Genomic DNA, 16,359 nt, shown 5'->3' on the forward strand with positions numbered 1-16,359 from the left:
CGCTCCAGCCGCCCTCCCACGGAGGCGCGGCCGGGTGGCGATGCGCCGCTGCCTTGTGACAGCGTGACTGTGCAACTGTGAAATCCATACTCCCTACCCTGGCGGCGCTTTGTGTCGGCCTGGCCGGCGCGGCCGTCCTTGTGGCACCGGCCAATGCAGCCGGCGCCAGCGACGCGGGTGCGCCTGCGAAGGCCGGCTCGCGCTCCGGCGCCCGGCCGTCCCCGCAGGCGGCCGGACAGGCCGGCCAGCGTGCCGCCCGGCAATCCGCCGCAGGCACGCAGATCAACCACGACCAGTACGCACTGCGTCCGGAACGCGATACCCAGCCGCGCAGCAGCTTCGGCCTGCGGATGAAACCGGGATGGGACCAGCAGGGCGATCCGGACGGTCCCGGACGCTAGCCGCCGGCCAGCCGGAGGCGCGCCCCTTGCGGTGCTCCGCCTCGCACTTTTATTGCCTTTCCTTGTCCTCGTGGCGATTTCCCGCCTGCCCGCGGCCATCGGCGGAATCAGCGTGTGCCGGCGGCGCGCAAGCACTGGCCGAGGCAGGCGCGATGCTCAACTCCTGGCAAAGATGCTGTGGAAATCCGGCACGCCACTGTCGCGCACGGTCAGGTCGAGCGAGCCTTCGATATGCTGCAGGTGCTCGGTCATCAGCGCGGCGGCGCTGGCGGCATCGCGCCGCTCGATGGCATCGATCAGGTTGCGGTGCTCATGTTCGGGGCAGGCAGGCGCGCCTGGCCGGTCATACAGCGTAATGATCAGGCAGGTCAGCGAGACCATTTCCCGGATCAGTTTCTCCAGGATCACATTGCCAGCGATTTCCGCCAGCAGGATATGGAATTCGCCCGACAGGCGGATGACCGCGGCCCGGTCGCCGCGGGTGCGCGCATGGTCTTCTTCCTGCACATGGCGGCGCATGCTGCGGATCTTGGCCGCCGTGGCCTGCCGGGCCAGCACGGCGGCGAGTTCCGGCTCCACCACGCGCCGCGCCTGGAACACCTGGCGCGCCTCTTCCACCGTGGGGCTGGCGATGAAGGCGCCGCGATTGGGCACCAGCGTCACCAGCTTCTCGTGCGCAAGGCGCGCAAACACTTGCCGTATGCGCGCGCGGCTAGCGCCGGTGACTTCGCACAGGCGCTCTTCCACCAGCTTGGTGCCCGCCAGCAGGCGGTGCTCCATGATGGCGGTGAGCAGGTTGAGGTAAATCGCTTCGTTGGCCGAGGCCTCGGCAGCGGGCAGTTCGGCTGCGCCGTCCGCCGCTGCGGTTGCCGCGGGCGCCGTTGCCGCCTTCTTTCGGGTTGTTGCCATCTGGGTACGCGTAAGTCAGCCTGTCGCCGAAACTGGCGACGAAATTCCGACATATCGTACACAACTGCGGCGACAAGGTCCTTCCTGCCGGTCCTGCCACGCGCGTCAACCGAGCGAGAACGGCGCCAGCATGCCGGCATAGGGCTTGGGCAGTGGCCGTGCCCAGTCTCCGCGCTTGCTGGTGCCAAGCCGGATCGACACCAGCGCCTCGGTCATTTTCACGGCGGCGGTCACGCCGTCGATGACCGGCGCGCCGATGATGTCGGTAATTTCCTCGCACAGGTCGGCCATGCCGGCGCAGCCCAGCACGATGCACTCGCTGCGGTCCTGGGCCAGCGCCAGCCGGCAGCGCTCCGCGATGATGCGGCGTGCGTCGGATCCCGGGCGTTCCAGTTCCAGCACGGACAGGTCGCAGGCGTGCACATTGCGGCAGAAGCGCTTCATGCCATAGCGCTCGGCCAGGTGCCAGGCCATATTGCAGGTGCGCGCAAGCGTGGTCACCACGCTGAAGCTGCTGCCTATCAGGCTGGCCGCATGCATGGCCGCCTCGGCAATGCCAAGCACCGGGCCGCGCGCAAGCTCGCGCGCCGCGTGCAGGCCGGGGTCGCCGAAGCAGGCAATGACATAGGCGTCAACGCCGTCGCGCTCCCCCGCCAGGATCTCCTCCAGCACGCCGGGCACCGAGAGCGCCTCGTCATAGTGGCTTTCGATCGAGGCCGGCCCCATGCGCGGGCTCACCGCGCTGATGCGCGTGGCCGGCGCGGCGACGGCGCGCGCGCATTGCCCGATCTTGTCGGTCATGCTCTGCGTGGTGTTGGGGTTGATGATCTTCAGCTTCATGGCGATCTCAGGTGGTCTTGTCGAAGTGCGCGGGCATCAGGCGCGGCGCCAGCAGCCGGTACAGCACCAGGGCGATGCCCATGCCGATGAACCAGCTGTAGTTGGCAAGCTGCTGCCATGCCGGTAGCACCACGCACAGGATGGGAATGGCGGCGGCCGGGATCATGGTGGCGATCGCCGCCGGGTTGTAGCCCTTGCGGTACCAGTAGCGGCCATGCGGGCTCATGGTGTACAGGTCGTCCACCACGACGCGCTGCCGCCGCACCAGGTAGTAGTCCGCGATCAGGATGCCGAACAGCGGGCCGATGAAGGCGCCGAGCACGTCCAGCGTGTAGTGGATGACCTGCGGGTTGTGATAGAGATTCCAGGGCGTGATGAAGATCGAGGCTACCGCCGCGATCATGCCGCCGGTGCGCCAGCTGATGTGCTTCGGCGAGACGTTGGAGAAGTCGAACGCCGGAGACACGAAATTGGCGACGATGTTGATGCCGATGGTGGCGGTCATGAAAGTGAACGCGCCGAGCAGCATGGCGAAGGTGCTGTCGATGTGGCTGACGGTCTCGACGGGGTCCGTGATCAGCTTGCCGAATACCGGCAGCGTGGCCGAGGTCGTGATCACCGTGAGCAGGGAAAAGCCGAGGAAATTGACCGGCAAGCCCCAGAAATTACCCCGCTTGACCGAGTGGAAATGCTTGGCGTAGCGGGAAAAATCGCCGAAGTTCAGCATGGGTCCCGAGAAGTAGGACACCACTAGCGCGATGGCCGTCAGCATGACCGGCACCGCGTCCCAGCCGCTGTACTTGAGAAAGCTCAGGGTCAGGTTGACGTTCTGCCAGCCGGCCTTCTGCACCAGCCAGATGGCCAGCGCGATCATCACCACGTAGACGGCCGGTCCCGCCCAGTCGATGAACCTGCGGATCGTTTCCATGCCGTTCCAGAACACCAGCGCCTGCAGCACCCACAGGGTCATGAAGGCGCACCAGCCCAATGCCGAGAGCCCGGCGAAGCCGTGCAGCTTCGCGTCGGCGTAGGGCGCCAGCGCAGGGAAGAAATGCAGTGCCAGCACCAGGAAGGCGCTGGATGCCAGGTAGGTCTGGATGCCGTACCAGGCCACTGCGATCAGGCCGCGGATGACGGCGGGAATATTCGCCCCCAGCACGCCGAAAGAGGCGCGGCAGATCACCGGATAGGGCGTGCCGGTGACCTGGCTCGGCTTGGCCACGAGGTTGCAGAAGAACTGCACGATCAGGATGCCCACCAGCAGCGATACCAGCACCTGCCAGCTCGATAGCCCCAGCGCGAACAGGCTGCCAGCCGTGATGTAGCCCCCGACGCTGTGCACATCCGACATCCAGAACGCAAAGATGTTGTAGGTGCCCCAGGTCTGCCGCTGCAACGGCGCCAGGTCTTCGTTGGTGAGGCGCTCATGGTAGCCGGGCTTGATCAGCGCGTTGCCATGGAGGCTGGGCTCGTCGGCTGCGCCGGCGGCGTCGGTTGCGGGGGCTGGAGTGGCGGTTGCTTGCATCATGGATCTCTCCTAGTGGCGGATGCTGGCCAGGGGGAAGCACGGTATGGCGTGCCCGATGTCTGTTGCGATTTCCTTTTTTGAATACAAAATTGTCTACAAAAACTATTGAAATTGTAGACGTTGTTCTAGGATATGGACGCAGCACTGTCAACAGGATTGGAAGTGACCTAGGGCATTCCCCGAGCGCGCCGGGTGGCCGCCGCCGTCGGTGGGAGCAGGCCGGCGAACTGTCGCGATTGGCCCGAATGGCTGCCTTTGCGGTACGCTTGCTGAACCGCCGCCACACGGGCCGACCGCCTCGGCATCCGGGCCGGCATGACCCTCACGCCACAAGGAGTCCCGATGTCCGTCAGCCCGTCCGGCTTCGCGCCCGCCCCGGTCGCAGCCCGCGCCACCGTCCATCACCTGCGCGCATCGCGCATTCGCGAGGTGGCCAACGCCGGCATCGGCCTGCCGGACGTGCTGCCGTTCTGGTTCGGCGAGTCCGACCAGGTCACGCCCGCCTTTATCCGCGACGCCGCCAGCCGTGCGCTGGCCGGCGGCGCCACCTTCTACACGCACAATCTCGGCATCGCGCCGCTGCGCAGCGCGTTGGCCGACTACGTCGGCGCGCTGCATGGCGCTACGGCGCTGGACAACGTGGTGGTCACCAGCGCCGGCGTCAATGCGCTGATGCTGGCCGCGCAACTGGTCGCCGGACCCGGCGACCGCGCGGTTGCCGTCACGCCGCTGTGGCCCAACCTGGTGGAGATACCCAAGATACTGGGTGCGGAAGTGGAGACCGTCTCGCTCGATTACGGCGCGCATGGATGGACCCTGGATCTCGACAGGCTGCTGGCCGCGCTGACGCCCGATACGCGGCTGCTGATGATCAACTCGCCCAACAATCCCACCGGCTGGGTGATGTCGCGCGCGGACCAGCAGGCGGTGCTGGCGCATTGCCGCCGCCACGGCATCTGGATCATTGCCGATGAAGTCTATGAGCGGCTGTATTACGGCGGCGATGCGGGCGAAGGCGCCATCGCGCCATCCTTCCTGGATATCGCCAGCCGCGACGAGCGCGTGATCTGCGTCAACTCGTTTTCCAAGGCCTGGCTGATGACTGGCTGGCGGCTGGGCTGGATGGTGCTGCCCGCCGCGCTGACCGACGATCTCGGCAAGCTGGTGGAGTACAACACCTCGTGCGCGCCGTCCTTCGTGCAGGAGGCCGGCATCGTGGCGGTGCGCGAGGGCGAGGCCTTTACGCGCGGCCTGGTCGGGCGGCTGCGCGCGGCGCGCGATCACCTGGTGGGCGCGCTGGCCGCGGTGCCGGGCGTGGACGTGCACGCGCCGGACGGCGCCATGTATGTGTTCTTCCGGCTGGCGGGAGCCAGCGACAGTCTCGCCCTGTGCAAGCAACTGGTGCGCGAGGCGCGGCTCGGGCTGGCGCCGGGCAGCGCGTTTGGGGATGAGGGGGAGGGCTTTGTGCGGTGGTGCTATGCCTGCGACGCGGCCAGGCTGGATGACGGGGTGAAGCGGCTGCGCGGGTTTCTGGGACGCTGAGCCATTCTGCTTTCCCACGGCTGAGCGGTCTTCGCGATGGCGTCGAGGACCGCCGGCAGCATTCGCATGCCGGCGGTGCGAGCACGTGCCAGACCGGTCTGATTCGCCAGCCCTTCAGGCCTATCGCGGGGAGGACGCCGGATCCTGCCACCAGCCACCGCCCAGCGCCTGCAGCAGCGCGGCGGAATCGGTAAAGCGGCTGGCGGTGGCCTGCGCCTGCGCGAGCGCCGCCTGCCGGTATTGCCGTTCGGCATCGAGCACCGCAAGCTGGCTGACGCCGCCGAGGCGGTACTGGCCGGCCACGATGGCAAGCGTGTCCCGCGCCTGCCTGGCGCTGTCGGCGCGGGCCTGCAAGGTGCCGGCATCGGCTTCGAGCGCGCGCAGCGCATCGGCCACTTCGCGCAGGCCTTGCAGCACCGCCTGCCGGTAGGCCGCCAGCGCTTGCTCGTAGGCGGCCTCGGCCGAGCGCTTGCGGGCCAGCAGCTCGCCGCCGCGGAACACCGGCTGCACCAGCCCGGCGGCCAGCGACCACACGTTGAAACTGCCGAACAGGTCGCGCGCGGACAAGCTCTGCGAGCCGGCGCTGCCGGACAGGGTGAGCTGCGGGTAGAGCTGTGCCGTGGCCACGCCGATATTGGCCGATGCCTGGTGCAGCAGCGCTTCGGCCGCGCGGATGTCCGGGCGCCGTTGTGCCATGGCGGAGGGCAGGCTGAGCGGCAGGGTGGCGGGCAGCGTGAGGTCGTCCAGCCGGAATTCGGGCAGCTCGGCGCTGGCCGGCGGCTGCCCCAGGTAGACCGCCAGTTGATGGCGCGCGGCGGCAATCTGTTGTGCCAGTCCCGGCAGCAAGGCCTGGCTCTGCGCCAGCTCGTTGCGCTGGCGCTGCACCTCCACCCGTGCCACGCCGCCGGCCCGCAGCCGCTGCTCCGTGATGGCAAGTTGCTGCTGCTGGGCCTGCACGATGGCCTCCGTATCGGCGAGCTGCGCGCGCAGGCCGGCCTCGCGGATAGCGGCTGTGGCCACGTTGCCGGCCAGCGCCAGGCGCGCCGCTTCAAGCTCGTAGCGCTGGTAGTCCACCGCGGCGCGCAGGCCCTCCAGCTCGCGCCGCTGGCCGCCGGACAGGTCGAGCGTGTAGGAGACCTGGACGCTGGCGCCATACAGCGTGAAGGGACCCGGGTTGGGAAAGGCGGTGATGCCCACCGAGGCGAGATCGACCTGCTGCCGGGTGCCGTTGAGTTTTGCGTCCACGCGGGGCAGCAGCAGCGCGCCGGTGCTGGCCATCAGGTCCTGGCGTGCCTGTTCGAGCCGGGCCTGGGCTTGTGCCAGCGTGGGGCTGGCGTCGAGCGCCGCGCGGATGGTGCGGTCCAGCGCCGGGCTGCGGAACAGGGTCCACCATTGCGCGGGCACGTCCGTGCCACCTTCCAGCGTTTGCGCCTGGCCGTGCGGCGCGTCGGCGGCGCCGGTGCGCACCGGCTGCGCGCCGGCGGTGTAGCTGGAAGCGGCGGGCGCCGCCGGGGCTGTGAAATCGGGGCCAACGGCACAGGCCGACAGCGTGGCCGCGGCCAGCATGGCGAGCGCGCCGCGGCGCGGTGTGGACCGGACAGGCGGCCAGGGTTGCATGGCGGGCTCCCTCAATCCAGTGTGCGGCGGTAGAAGCGTACCGCGATGGTCATGACCACCACGGTGAACAGCAGCATCGGCCACACATTGGGCCATAGCTCGGTCCAGCCGTTGCCCTTGAGCAGGATGCCGCGGATCATGCGGTGGAAGTAGGTCATGGGCAGCACGTTGCCGATGGCCTGGGCCCAGCCCGGCATGCCCTGGAATGGGAACATGAAGCCGGACAGCAGGATGTTGGGCAGGAAATAGAAGAAGGTCAGCTGCACGGCCTGCAACTGGTTCTGCGCCAGCGAGGACAGCGTGATGCCCACCGTGAGGTTGGCGGCGATGAACAACAGCGCCGCCAGGTAGACCGCCACCACCGAGCCGACGAAGGGCACATGGAAGATCAGGCGCGCCGCCAGCAGGATGATGGTGGACTGGATCAGCCCGATGAAGATGTAGGGAATGATCTTGCCGGTGATCACCTCGAGCGGCCTGACCGGCGTGGCCAGCAGGTTTTCCATGGTGCCGCGCTCGCGCTCGCGGGTCATGGCCAGGCCCGTCATCATCACCATCGTCATGGCCAGGATCACGCCCATCAGGCCGGGGATGATGTTGTACTGCGTGAGGCCCTCGGGGTTGTAGAGGTGCTGCACCGTGACATCGAATGGCGGCTTGCCGCCCGCCAGGTGCGCGAGCGCGCCCTGCAGGTCCTTGTCCGCCACCGAGTATGGCAGCTGCGCCAGCGCGGCCACGGCCGCGCCGGTGGCCGACGGGTCGGTGGCGTCGGCTTCCACCAGCAGCGCCGGGCGCTCCCCGCGCAACAGGCGCTGCGTGAAATCGGGGGGGATGCTGAGCACGAACTGCACGTCGCCTTTCATCAACGCCTCGCGGCCGGCCGTTTCGTCGGGCAGGGTGCCCACCACGCGGAAGTACGTGGACGCCTGCATGCCCGCGACGAAGGAGCGCGTGAACTCGCTCTGGTCCGCGGCGATCACCGCGGTGGGGAGGTGGCGCGGGTCGGTGTTGATGGCGAAGCCGAACAGCAGCAGTTGCATGATGGGCAGGCCCACGATCATGCCGAAGGTGACGCGGTCGCGGCGCAGCTGCAGGAATTCCTTGAGCACGATGCTCCACCAGCGCTGCAGGGAGAAGGCGAAGCGGGAGCCGTTCATGCCCTGGTCTCCCTGTCCCTGTCCTTGCCCTTGCCGGGCTGGCCGGCGCGCATATTGTCGTCGGCCCGGCTCATCATGTGGATGAAGACATCCTCGAGGCTGGTGTCGATGGGCGCGAGCCGGTGCCCGGGCCCGGCGATGCGGCGCAGCGTGGTTTCGAGGACGGGGCCGTCGTGCCCGGTGACGTGCAGCGCGCCGCCGAACACCACGGTCTGCTCCACGCCGGGCTCGCCCTGCAGTTGTTCCGACAGCGCGGAGAGCTGCTCGCCCTCGACGCTCCAGGTGACCAGCTTCTGGCTGGCCACCACCTCGCTCGCCGTGCCCTGTGCCAGCAGCTTGCCGTAGGCGACATAGGCAAGCTTATGGCAGCGCTCGGCTTCGTCCATGTAATGCGTGCTGACCAGCACCGAGATGCCGCGCGCGGCGAGCTGATGCAATTGCGTCCAGAAATCGCGGCGCGCCTTCGGGTCGACCCCGGCGGTGGGCTCGTCGAGCAGCAGCAGCTCCGGCTCGTGCAGCAGGCAGGCGGCCAGCGCCAGGCGCTGCTTCCAGCCGCCGGACAGCGCGCCGGCCAGTTGCTGGGCGCGGCTGGCCAGGCCGAGGTCTTCCAGCGCCTTGTCCACGGCCTCGCGGCGCCGCGGCATGCCATACACGCGCGCGACGAAATCCAGGTTTTCGCGGATCGAGAGATCGTCCCAGTAGGAGAACTTCTGCGTCATATAGCCCACGCGCCGCTTGATCTCGGCGGTCTCGCGCAGGATGTCGTAGCCCAGGCAGGAGCCGGAGCCGGAGTCCGGCGTCAGCAGGCCGCACATCATGCGGATCGAGGTGGTCTTGCCGCTGCCGTTGGGGCCGAGGAAACCGAAGATTTCCCCGCGCGCGACCTGCAGGGTGAGATCGACGACAACGTGCTTGTCGCCGTAGCGCTTGTTGATGTCATGTACATCGATGGCCAGCGCGCCCGGTTTCCCCGGCTCGCCGGGCTGTCCGGCTGCGCGGCGTGGCGCTTGCGGTCCGTCGGCGGCAACGGTCGCGCTCATGGCCTGGCCACCTCGACCGGCTGGCCCGGGTGCAGCTTTGGCGCATCGGCCGGCGCGGGCCGCGCTTCCACCAGGAACACCAGCTTGCTGCGCGTTTCGTTGCTGTAGATCACCGGCGGCGTGTACTCGGCCTGGCTGGAGATGTAGCTGACGGTGGCCGCGATGGGCGCCGCGCAGCCATCGCAGCGCACGCGCACCGTCTCGCCATTCCTGAGCGCGCCAACCACGGTCTCCGGCACGTAGAAGCGTACCTTGACGTTGCCGGGCGGCAGCAGCCGCACCACCGGGCTGCCGGCGGGCACCCAGTCGCCCGGCCGGAAGGGCGTATCGTAGACCAGGCCGGCCTGGGTCGCGCTCACGGTCTTGCGCGACAGCTTCCACTCGGCCTGCGCCAGTGCCGCCCGCGCTGCGGCGACCTGGGCCTGTTGGGCAGCCTGCTGGGCGCTGCGGCCTGGCAGCCGGGCCACCTCGATGCCGTGCTGCAGTTCGCGCACGCGGGCGGCATCGGAAGCGGCCGTGGCACGGCTTTCTTCCAGTTGCGCCAGTGCGATCCCGCCGATGGCGTACTGGCTCTCGTCGCGCTTGCGTTGCTCGGCGCTGCGCAGGGCGGCCGCCTGCGCCTGCAGCAGCTGTGCGCGGCTGACATCCACTTCGGGCGGGCGTTTGCCCGTCTGCAGGTCGGCCAGCTGCGACTCGGCCGCGCGCATCTGCTCCTGGGCCTGCTGGCGTGCGGCGCGCTCGTCCTCGGCCTCCAGCGCGAACAGCGGCGCGCCGTCCGCCACCTGCTGGCCGCGCTGGACCGAGAGCTGGTCCAGCCGGCCGGCGAAGGGCGACGCCACGCTGACAAATTCGCCTTCCACATAACCTTGCCAGGACGGCGGCGCCGGCTCGCCGCAGGCGCACAATAGCGCCGCGCCGATGGCGGCAGCCGGCATGGCGAGCGGCCGCGGGCGCACGGCCCGGCGAGGGTCGGATGGGAGGAGGTCAAGCGAGGGTTGGCGTGGCATGCGGGCTCCGTGGCTGGCGGGCTGGATTCAGGCGGAAGGCGGCGCGGCTGGCGCCGCCGGCCTTGATGCCACCAGGCCATGCGCCAGCAGCGCGCTGACGTGCCGCACCAGCGCTTCGCTGTCAATCGCCTCGGCGCCGGGCAGCCGGCGCCAGATATGGGTAGTTGCCAGTGGCAGCAGCGCGAGGCCGATCAGCGACACCATCAACAGCGGCGGCTCCAGCCCGGGGTTGATTTCGCCGCGCGCGCGCGCTGCCGCCAGCGGGGCGATCACGGTGCCGGCGCGTTGCAGCGCGATCCGCTGCAGCACGCGCTGGTGCAGTTGCCCATCGGCGCCGACGATCTCCCGGATCCATAGTCCGGGGAACCATGGCGTGGCGGCCGCGGTGCGGATCAGCCGGCCGGCAATGCCAATCAGCATGGCGGCCGGGTCCGCGCTGTCGGCGGCGGCCGGCACGAACACCTGTTCGACCAGGGGCTGCAGGCGCTCGTCGACGACCGCGTCCAGCAACTGGTCGCGGTCGCGGAAGTAGTAGTGCACCAGAGCCGGCGTGACGCCCGCATGCGCGGCAATGGTCTTGATCGGGGTGGCGGCCACGCCGTGTTGCGCGAACAGCGCGGTGGCGGCGTCGAGCAACTGCTCGCGCTGGCCCGCGCCGCCGGCATTGCCGGCGGCCGGCCGGCCGGGTCGGCGGCTTGCGGGCGTATTGTCTGCTGCACGTGGCATGGCGGCTCCAGGCTATGCAGACAATATTAATTTATGAATTAATTAATTCAAGGGCGATGACAGATTCGGAAAGTCAGGCAGCAGCCACTGGAATGTTGCGTCGCAACAATACAAGGTAGACATGTCATAAACGCTTGGCTATGCTTCGTCCGCCAATCAGCCGGGATCCATCTTGCCCGGCCTTTCGTCGTTTCCCGGATCTTTCATGCTGCTTCGTTGCTCCACCGCCGCTCCGGCGCGGCCACGCTTGTCCTCCGCCTCTCGCAAGGCTGCGGCTGCCCTGTCGCTGGCCGGCGCGCTGGCGGCCATGGCTGCGCTCCCGGCGATGGCGCAGGCGCAAGCCGCGGGCAATGGCGATGCGGCCGCGCCGGCCGATGCGCCGGAGGACTTCGCCGTCCACGGGCAGACCACCTATATCTGGCAGCGCAAGCCGTCTTTCGGGGCAGCCTACTCGGGCCCCAACAGCCTTACGGCGGATCGCGCCAAGAGCTATTCGTTCAGCGCCACGCTCGATCTTGGGCTGCGCCTGTGGCGCGGCGCGGAATTCCACTTCAACCCGGAAGTGACGCAGGGCGTGCCGTTCTCCGAACTGCACGGGGTGGGGGGCCCCACCAACGGGGAACTGGCCAAGGTGTCGAGCACCAACCCGGTGTTCTACCGCGCGCGTGCCTTTATCCGGCAGACCTGGGGCCTGGGCGGCGGCACCGAGCAGCAGGATGCCGACTTCAACCAGCTGGCCGGCAGCGTCGACAAGCGGCGCATCGTGCTGACCGCCGGCAATTTCGGCGTGCTCGACGTCTTCGACCAGAACGAGTATGGCTCCGACCCGCGCACGCAGTTCATGAACTGGTCGTTCCTGACGCACGGCTCCTTCGACTATCCGGCCGATGCGCGCGGCTACGACTGGGGCGTGGCGCTCGAATACATCGGCGATACCTGGTCGGTGCGGCTCGGCCGCTTCCTGCAGCCACTGGAATCCAACGGGCTGGAACTCGATACGCGCATGTTCGCGCACTATGGCGACGTGCTCGAGTTCGAGAAGCGCTACAGCCTGGCCGGCAAGCCCGGCGTGGCGCGCCTGATGTTCTGGCGCAACAAGGCGCGCATGGGCGCGTTCAGCGATGCGCTGCAATTCGGCGCCGCCACCGGCACCACGCCGGACGTCGCCAATGTGCGCGAGGAGCACGCCAAGATTGGGGCCGGCCTGTCCGTGATGCAAAAGGTCAACGATTCCCTGGGCGTGTTCGCGCGCGCCAATATGTCCGACGACAAGACGGAGACCTACGCCTTTACCGAGATCGGCCGCCAGGTGGCCGCCGGCGGCGTGCTCAACGGCAACGCCTGGGGACGGCCACGCGACGTGGTGGGGCTGGCCATGTCGGTCAATATGCTGGGCTCGCGCCACCAGGCCTACCTGGCGGCCGGCGGGCAGGGCGCCTTCCTTGGCGACGGTGCGCTCAGGTACGGCCCGGAACAGATCGTGGAGGTGTTCTACAGCTTCCAGCCGGTCAAATACCTGAGCATCAGCCCGGATTTCCAGTACATCCGCAATCCCGGCTACAACCGCGACCGCGGCCCGGCGATGTTCTACGGCGTGCGCCTGCACGCCGAGTTCTGAGCCCGGTGACCGCCCCGGCGATCAGTTGCCCAGCTCGGCCAACAGGGCCTTGAGCTGCTTCGCCCTGGCCGCGCCGATGCTGCGCACGATGCCGTCCTCATGCTGCTGCACCAGGCGATTCAGCCGCTTCGATAGCGCCAATCCCTGGTCCGTGGCGTAAAGCAGGACACGGCGGTTGTCATGAAGATCGGGGCTGCGCATGGCCAGGCCCTGGCTGATCATGCGGTCGACCAGCTTGGTGAGGGTGGGCGGATGCATGGTCAGCGCCTGGGCCACTTCGCCCATGGCATGCCCTTGCTCGTCCGCCAGCACGCGCAGCACTTTCCAGTGCTCGACCTGCACGCCTTCGCCGGCCAGGGCTTGCTCCAGCCGGCCATGGACGGCGTGGTGGGCACGTGACAAGAGTTGGGCCAGGTAGCCGTCGATATCGCTCATGAGCAGTCCTGCGTGGAACACTGCGTTAGTATACGAGAAAACTTTCCCAGGAAAATGTTCCGTGCCCCGGCCTGGTTCCTCCGATGGGAAAGGCGCGCTGCCAAGATGCGGATTTGCCGCCCAACCCGGCCAGGAGACGATGCCATGCAATGGAAGCCACTGCGGTCCAGTCGCGCCCAGGCGCCGGACGATCCGTCTGCGACCTGCCTGGTCGAGGGCGAGGCCAGTGGCTGCGGTGCCGGCCGGCTGACGGTCGGCCTGCTGGTGCCGGTACGCGGCGCCGCGGGTATCTGGGGCCCTTCGGCGCGCGCCTGCGCGCAGCTCGCGGCCGAAGAGATCAACCGGCAGGGCGGCATCGGCGGCCGCGAAATCTGCCTGCGGGTGTTCAATGCCGTGGACGAGTGCCGCGATATTCCCGACCTGCTGGGTGCCCTGGTGCGCGAGGGCGAGCTCGATGCCGTGGTCGGCATGCATACCAGCGCGGTACGTTCGCGCGTGCGCGCCGCCACCGCAGGGCGTATCCCCTTTGTCTATACGCCGCTCTACGAAGGTGGCGAGAAGACGCCCGGCGTCTATGCGATCGGAGAAACGCCGGAATTGCAGCTCCTGCCAGCGCTGGAGGCGATGGTCCGGCAGTACCGGGCGCGTCGCTGGGTGTTCGTCGGCAACGACTGCGTCTGGCCGCGTGCCTCGCATTTCCAGGCGGCCGGCGCGCTGCGCGCCCTTGGCGGGGAAATGCTGGCGGACCGCTATGTGCCGCACGGTTGCGGGTCCTATCGCAAGGTGCTCGAGGAGATCCAAACGTTGCGTCCCGATGCGGTCCTGCTTTCACTGATCGGGCAGGATGCGGTGCGCTTCAATCGCGAATTCGGCGCATCCGGCCTGCAGCGGCGGGTAAGGCGCCTGTCGTGCGCCATCGAGGAAAATGGCTTGCTGGCCATCGGCGCCGGCAATACCGACGGCCTGTTCGTGGCCTCCGGCTATTTCGCCGCGCTCGCCAACGATGTCAACATGGCGTTCAAGGAGCGCTACCACGGCCGCTTCGGCGAACGGGCGCCGGTGCTCAATGCGCTGGCGCAGTCAGTCTACGATGGCATGTACTTCCTGGCGGCTTTGGCCGCCGCGCCGGAACAGGCGCTGCGCTGCGCGCCCCTGGCGTTTCGCAGCGTGCGCGGATTGTCCTGGCGCGGCAATGCCCGCGTACAGCAACCGGTGTTTCTCGCCGAAGCCAACGGCCATTTCTTCCAGGTCGTCAGGCAACTCTGAGCCGCAGGCGCAAGACCTCGGAAAGGCAGACAGGCGCCCAGGACCCCAGGCGCGGTTTCATGGTTTTCCCTAGCCGCCTAATATTTTCCTTGGAAAATATTTCTATGGAAAATAATATGACGGCTGCCCCGGCGCAACCAGGCCGGCCTCTTTCTCTCCCGATTGCCATTGCCCCCTACCTCGCACAGGAGTACGCCATGACCGTGAAGCGCCCCACCCAGGCTCAGATGCGCGAACTGATTTCGAGCTTGCACATGACCATGAGCGAGGACGAATGCGCCGAGTACCTCGCCCTGATGGAGGGCAGCATCCAGGCCTACGACCGTGTCGACGAATTGCCGGATTTCCTGCCCGAGCCGGGCTATCCGCGCAGCGCGGGCTACCGTCCGCCGCCGCAGGAAAACCGTCTCAATGCCTGGTACGTCAAGACCGAAGTGAAGGGCGCGGCTGGCGGCGCGCTGGCGGGGCGCTCGGTAGTGCTCAAGGACAATATCTGCCTGGCCGGGGTGCCCATGATGAATGGCTCCTCCACCCTGGAAGGCTATGTTCCCGATATCGACGCTACCGTGGTGACCCGCATCCTCGATGCCGGCGGCACCATTGTGGGCAAGGCGCATTGCGAGTGCTTCTGCCTCTCGGGCGGCAGCCATACCAACGCCAGCGGCCCCGTGCACAATCCCTACCGCATGGGCTATATCGCAGGCGGGTCGTCATCCGGTTGCGGGGCGCTGGTCGGCGCCGGCGAAGTCGACATGGCGATCGGTGGCGACCAGGGCGGCTCGATCCGCATCCCCGCCGCGTTCTCCGGCTGCTATGGCATGAAGCCCACGCACGGGCTGGTGCCCTACACCGGCATCATGCCCATCGAATCCACCATCGACCATACCGGACCGATGACCCGCACGGTGGCGGACAATGCCTTGCTGCTCGAAGTGATCGCCGGGCCCGACGGACTGGACCCGCGTCAATACGCCCCCCGCGTGGCGCGCTATACCGAGGCGCTTGGCAAGGGCGTGGCGGGCTTGCGCATCGGCGTGGTGCGCGAGGGTTTCGGTCATGGCAACAGCGAGGCGGATGTCGACGCCAAGGTACGTGCCGGCGCGCAGCGGCTGGCACAGCTTGGCGCGATCGTGGACGAGGTCAGCATCCCCATGCACCTGGACGGGGCCGCCATCTGGACACCCATCGCACTGGAAGGCTTGCAGGCGCAGATGATGCACGGCAACGGCATGGGGTTCAACTGGAAAGGCCTGTACACGACCAGCCTGCTTGAGCGCCATGCCGGCTGGCGCGAGCAGGCGGACCAACTCTCGCCCTCGCTCAAGCTATCGATGTTTGTGGGCGAATTCTTCATGCGGCAATATGGTGGCCGTTTCTACGCCAAAGCGCAGAACCTGGCGCGCCGGTTGCGCAACGCCTACGACGAGCAACTGCAGCGCTACGACTTGCTGCTGATGCCGACGCTGCCGCTGAAGGCGCAGCCGATCCCGGCACCCGGCGCGCCGCTGGCCGAAGTGATCCAGCGCGCCTTCGAGATGATCGCCAACACGGCGCCGTTCGACGCTACCGGCCATCCGGCCATGAGCCTGCCCTGCGGACTGGGCGACGGCCTGCCGATCGGCCTGATGCTGGTGGGCAAGCACTGGGACGAAGCGACCATCTACCGGGCGGCGCATGCCTTTGAGGAAGCCGGGGACTGGCATGGGTTCTGATGGGGGGGGTGGCAAAAACCGTTGGCTTCGTTTCCAGTGGTGCCTGGCTGAGCCACCCCTCTTGCCTATCCTCTTCGCTTCATGGTGGTTGTTTCAAAATGAAGGGATGTGGTTGCCGTTGCTATTTCTGGATTTTCTGGTGATCTGATTTAGGGTTGCGGGGGCTAAAGGCGAAGTGGTGTCAGGGGCTTTGGCTTGGCTTGGGTGGGTTGGGACAGGTCTGCAGGGCCTAAAGGCGGAGTGGCGTCGGGCTCTTGGGCACATGGAGGTGTCACTTTTCTTTACTCGTAAAGAAAAGTAACCAAAAGAAAGCGATCCTTGCAGGAGGCTGGCTTATCGGGCTTGGTGGCTTTGCGGATTCGTGGTGGTCGCGGCGGTTCTAATAAACTGCTGGCGCTACCGGCACGAACGGCATTGCCGCTGCGAATGACAGTGGTTTCATTGTATGACCCCTGAATGACGATCTCGCTTGCCCATTCAGGCATCTGCCGTTACCAGTTTATATGGCCACTCGAACACGAACGGCACTGGTTTCGTCGTGGGCGCGGTGGCCCCAGATTT

General features: G+C 67.6%; 15 protein-coding genes. 5 read left to right on the forward strand and 10 right to left on the reverse strand.

Annotation, left to right across the window (positions count from 1 at the left end):
• Window positions 1-77 precede the first annotated feature (77 nt).
• A complete protein-coding gene (locus AC3FOF_RS21145) occupies window positions 78-401 on the forward strand; it encodes a hypothetical protein (protein WP_488727676.1) in 324 nt (107 codons plus the stop codon).
• A 156-nt stretch (window positions 402-557) separates the two neighbouring features.
• Here AC3FOF_RS21145 and AC3FOF_RS21150 read toward each other — a convergent pair whose 3' ends face one another.
• From AC3FOF_RS21150 to AC3FOF_RS21160, 3 genes are all read right to left on the reverse strand, one after another.
• Window positions 558-1,310, reverse strand: a complete 753-nt coding sequence (locus AC3FOF_RS21150) for a GntR family transcriptional regulator (protein ID WP_488727677.1) — start codon at window positions 1,308-1,310, stop codon at window positions 558-560.
• Between the two features lie 105 nt (window positions 1,311-1,415).
• Window positions 1,416-2,150, reverse strand: a complete 735-nt coding sequence (locus AC3FOF_RS21155) for an aspartate/glutamate racemase family protein (RefSeq protein WP_017227739.1) — start codon at window positions 2,148-2,150, stop codon at window positions 1,416-1,418.
• A 7-nt stretch (window positions 2,151-2,157) separates the two neighbouring features.
• Complete coding sequence (locus AC3FOF_RS21160) at window positions 2,158-3,678, reverse strand: NCS1 family nucleobase:cation symporter-1 (protein ID WP_488727678.1); 1,521 nt, start codon at window positions 3,676-3,678, stop codon at window positions 2,158-2,160.
• A gap of 342 nt (window positions 3,679-4,020) precedes the next feature.
• On the opposite strand from AC3FOF_RS21160, the gene AC3FOF_RS21165 reads away from it, so the two are divergent.
• Window positions 4,021-5,220: a pyridoxal phosphate-dependent aminotransferase gene (locus AC3FOF_RS21165; protein ID WP_276267580.1), complete on the forward strand. Its 1,200-nt coding sequence runs from the start codon at window positions 4,021-4,023 to the stop codon at window positions 5,218-5,220.
• Between the two features lie 120 nt (window positions 5,221-5,340).
• Here AC3FOF_RS21165 and AC3FOF_RS21170 read toward each other — a convergent pair whose 3' ends face one another.
• The 5 genes from AC3FOF_RS21170 to AC3FOF_RS21190 all read right to left on the reverse strand — a co-directional run bounded on the left by AC3FOF_RS21170 (window position 5,341) and on the right by AC3FOF_RS21190 (window position 10,767).
• Window positions 5,341-6,837, reverse strand: coding sequence for an efflux transporter outer membrane subunit (locus AC3FOF_RS21170; RefSeq protein WP_488727679.1), 1,497 nt, complete (start codon window positions 6,835-6,837; stop codon window positions 5,341-5,343).
• A gap of 11 nt (window positions 6,838-6,848) precedes the next feature.
• A complete protein-coding gene (locus AC3FOF_RS21175; protein ID WP_017223859.1) occupies window positions 6,849-7,994 on the reverse strand; it encodes an ABC transporter permease in 1,146 nt (381 codons plus the stop codon).
• The gene (locus AC3FOF_RS21180; RefSeq protein WP_488727680.1) at window positions 7,991-9,034 is read right to left on the reverse strand and encodes an ABC transporter ATP-binding protein; all 1,044 of its coding nucleotides are present in this window, start codon (window positions 9,032-9,034) and stop codon (window positions 7,991-7,993) included. Before AC3FOF_RS21180 ends, AC3FOF_RS21175 begins: the two co-directional genes overlap by 4 nt.
• Entirely contained in the window at window positions 9,031-9,969 is a 939-nt protein-coding gene (locus AC3FOF_RS21185) for an HlyD family secretion protein (protein WP_276267584.1), read from the reverse strand. Before AC3FOF_RS21185 ends, AC3FOF_RS21180 begins: the two co-directional genes overlap by 4 nt.
• 99 nt (window positions 9,970-10,068) lie before the next feature.
• On the reverse strand, window positions 10,069-10,767 hold the full coding sequence (locus AC3FOF_RS21190; RefSeq protein ID WP_488727681.1) for a TetR/AcrR family transcriptional regulator: 699 nt from the start codon (window positions 10,765-10,767) through the stop codon (window positions 10,069-10,071).
• A 205-nt stretch (window positions 10,768-10,972) separates the two neighbouring features.
• On the opposite strand from AC3FOF_RS21190, the gene AC3FOF_RS21195 reads away from it, so the two are divergent.
• Window positions 10,973-12,385, forward strand: a complete 1,413-nt coding sequence (locus AC3FOF_RS21195; RefSeq protein WP_488727682.1) for a carbohydrate porin — start codon at window positions 10,973-10,975, stop codon at window positions 12,383-12,385.
• 21 nt (window positions 12,386-12,406) lie between these two features.
• Here the strand turns inward: AC3FOF_RS21195 and AC3FOF_RS21200 are convergent, their stop codons facing one another.
• Window positions 12,407-12,820: a MarR family winged helix-turn-helix transcriptional regulator gene (locus tag AC3FOF_RS21200; RefSeq protein ID WP_017225440.1), complete on the reverse strand. Its 414-nt coding sequence runs from the start codon at window positions 12,818-12,820 to the stop codon at window positions 12,407-12,409.
• 144 nt (window positions 12,821-12,964) lie between these two features.
• Between AC3FOF_RS21200 and AC3FOF_RS21205 the strand changes: the two genes are divergently transcribed.
• On the forward strand, window positions 12,965-14,086 hold the full coding sequence (locus AC3FOF_RS21205) for a substrate-binding domain-containing protein (RefSeq protein WP_488727683.1): 1,122 nt from the start codon (window positions 12,965-12,967) through the stop codon (window positions 14,084-14,086).
• A gap of 197 nt (window positions 14,087-14,283) precedes the next feature.
• Window positions 14,284-15,798, forward strand: a complete 1,515-nt coding sequence (locus AC3FOF_RS21210) for an amidase (protein ID WP_488727684.1) — start codon at window positions 14,284-14,286, stop codon at window positions 15,796-15,798.
• Window positions 15,799-16,079: 281 nt separating this feature from the next.
• Here AC3FOF_RS21210 and AC3FOF_RS21215 read toward each other — a convergent pair whose 3' ends face one another.
• Entirely contained in the window at window positions 16,080-16,283 is a 204-nt protein-coding gene (locus tag AC3FOF_RS21215) for a hypothetical protein (RefSeq protein WP_488727685.1), read from the reverse strand.
• Between the last annotated feature and the right edge of the window lie 76 nt (window positions 16,284-16,359).

Source organism: Cupriavidus sp. 96C5-1 (assembly GCF_057798855.1).

Bases quoted from the DNA above. Each gene is read 5' to 3' on its own strand.
- AC3FOF_RS21155 (WP_017227739.1), bottom strand. From the start codon at position 2,150: ATGAAGCTGAAGATCATCAACCCCAACACCACGCAGAGCATGACCGAC.
- AC3FOF_RS21195 (WP_488727682.1), top strand. From the start codon at position 10,973: ATGCTGCTTCGTTGCTCCACCGCCGCTCCGGCGCGGCCACGCTTGTCC.
- AC3FOF_RS21215 (WP_488727685.1), bottom strand. From the start codon at position 16,283: ATGCCTGAATGGGCAAGCGAGATCGTCATTCAGGGGTCATACAATGAA.
- AC3FOF_RS21205 (WP_488727683.1), top strand. From the start codon at position 12,965: ATGCAATGGAAGCCACTGCGGTCCAGTCGCGCCCAGGCGCCGGACGAT.
- AC3FOF_RS21165 (WP_276267580.1), top strand. From the start codon at position 4,021: ATGTCCGTCAGCCCGTCCGGCTTCGCGCCCGCCCCGGTCGCAGCCCGC.
- AC3FOF_RS21170 (WP_488727679.1), bottom strand. From the start codon at position 6,837: ATGCAACCCTGGCCGCCTGTCCGGTCCACACCGCGCCGCGGCGCGCTC.
- AC3FOF_RS21200 (WP_017225440.1), bottom strand. From the start codon at position 12,820: ATGAGCGATATCGACGGCTACCTGGCCCAACTCTTGTCACGTGCCCAC.
- AC3FOF_RS21180 (WP_488727680.1), bottom strand. From the start codon at position 9,034: ATGAGCGCGACCGTTGCCGCCGACGGACCGCAAGCGCCACGCCGCGCA.
- AC3FOF_RS21185 (WP_276267584.1), bottom strand. From the start codon at position 9,969: ATGCCGGCTGCCGCCATCGGCGCGGCGCTATTGTGCGCCTGCGGCGAG.
- AC3FOF_RS21190 (WP_488727681.1), bottom strand. From the start codon at position 10,767: ATGCCACGTGCAGCAGACAATACGCCCGCAAGCCGCCGACCCGGCCGG.
- AC3FOF_RS21160 (WP_488727678.1), bottom strand. From the start codon at position 3,678: ATGATGCAAGCAACCGCCACTCCAGCCCCCGCAACCGACGCCGCCGGC.
- AC3FOF_RS21210 (WP_488727684.1), top strand. From the start codon at position 14,284: ATGACCGTGAAGCGCCCCACCCAGGCTCAGATGCGCGAACTGATTTCG.
- AC3FOF_RS21175 (WP_017223859.1), bottom strand. From the start codon at position 7,994: ATGAACGGCTCCCGCTTCGCCTTCTCCCTGCAGCGCTGGTGGAGCATC.
- AC3FOF_RS21150 (WP_488727677.1), bottom strand. From the start codon at position 1,310: ATGGCAACAACCCGAAAGAAGGCGGCAACGGCGCCCGCGGCAACCGCA.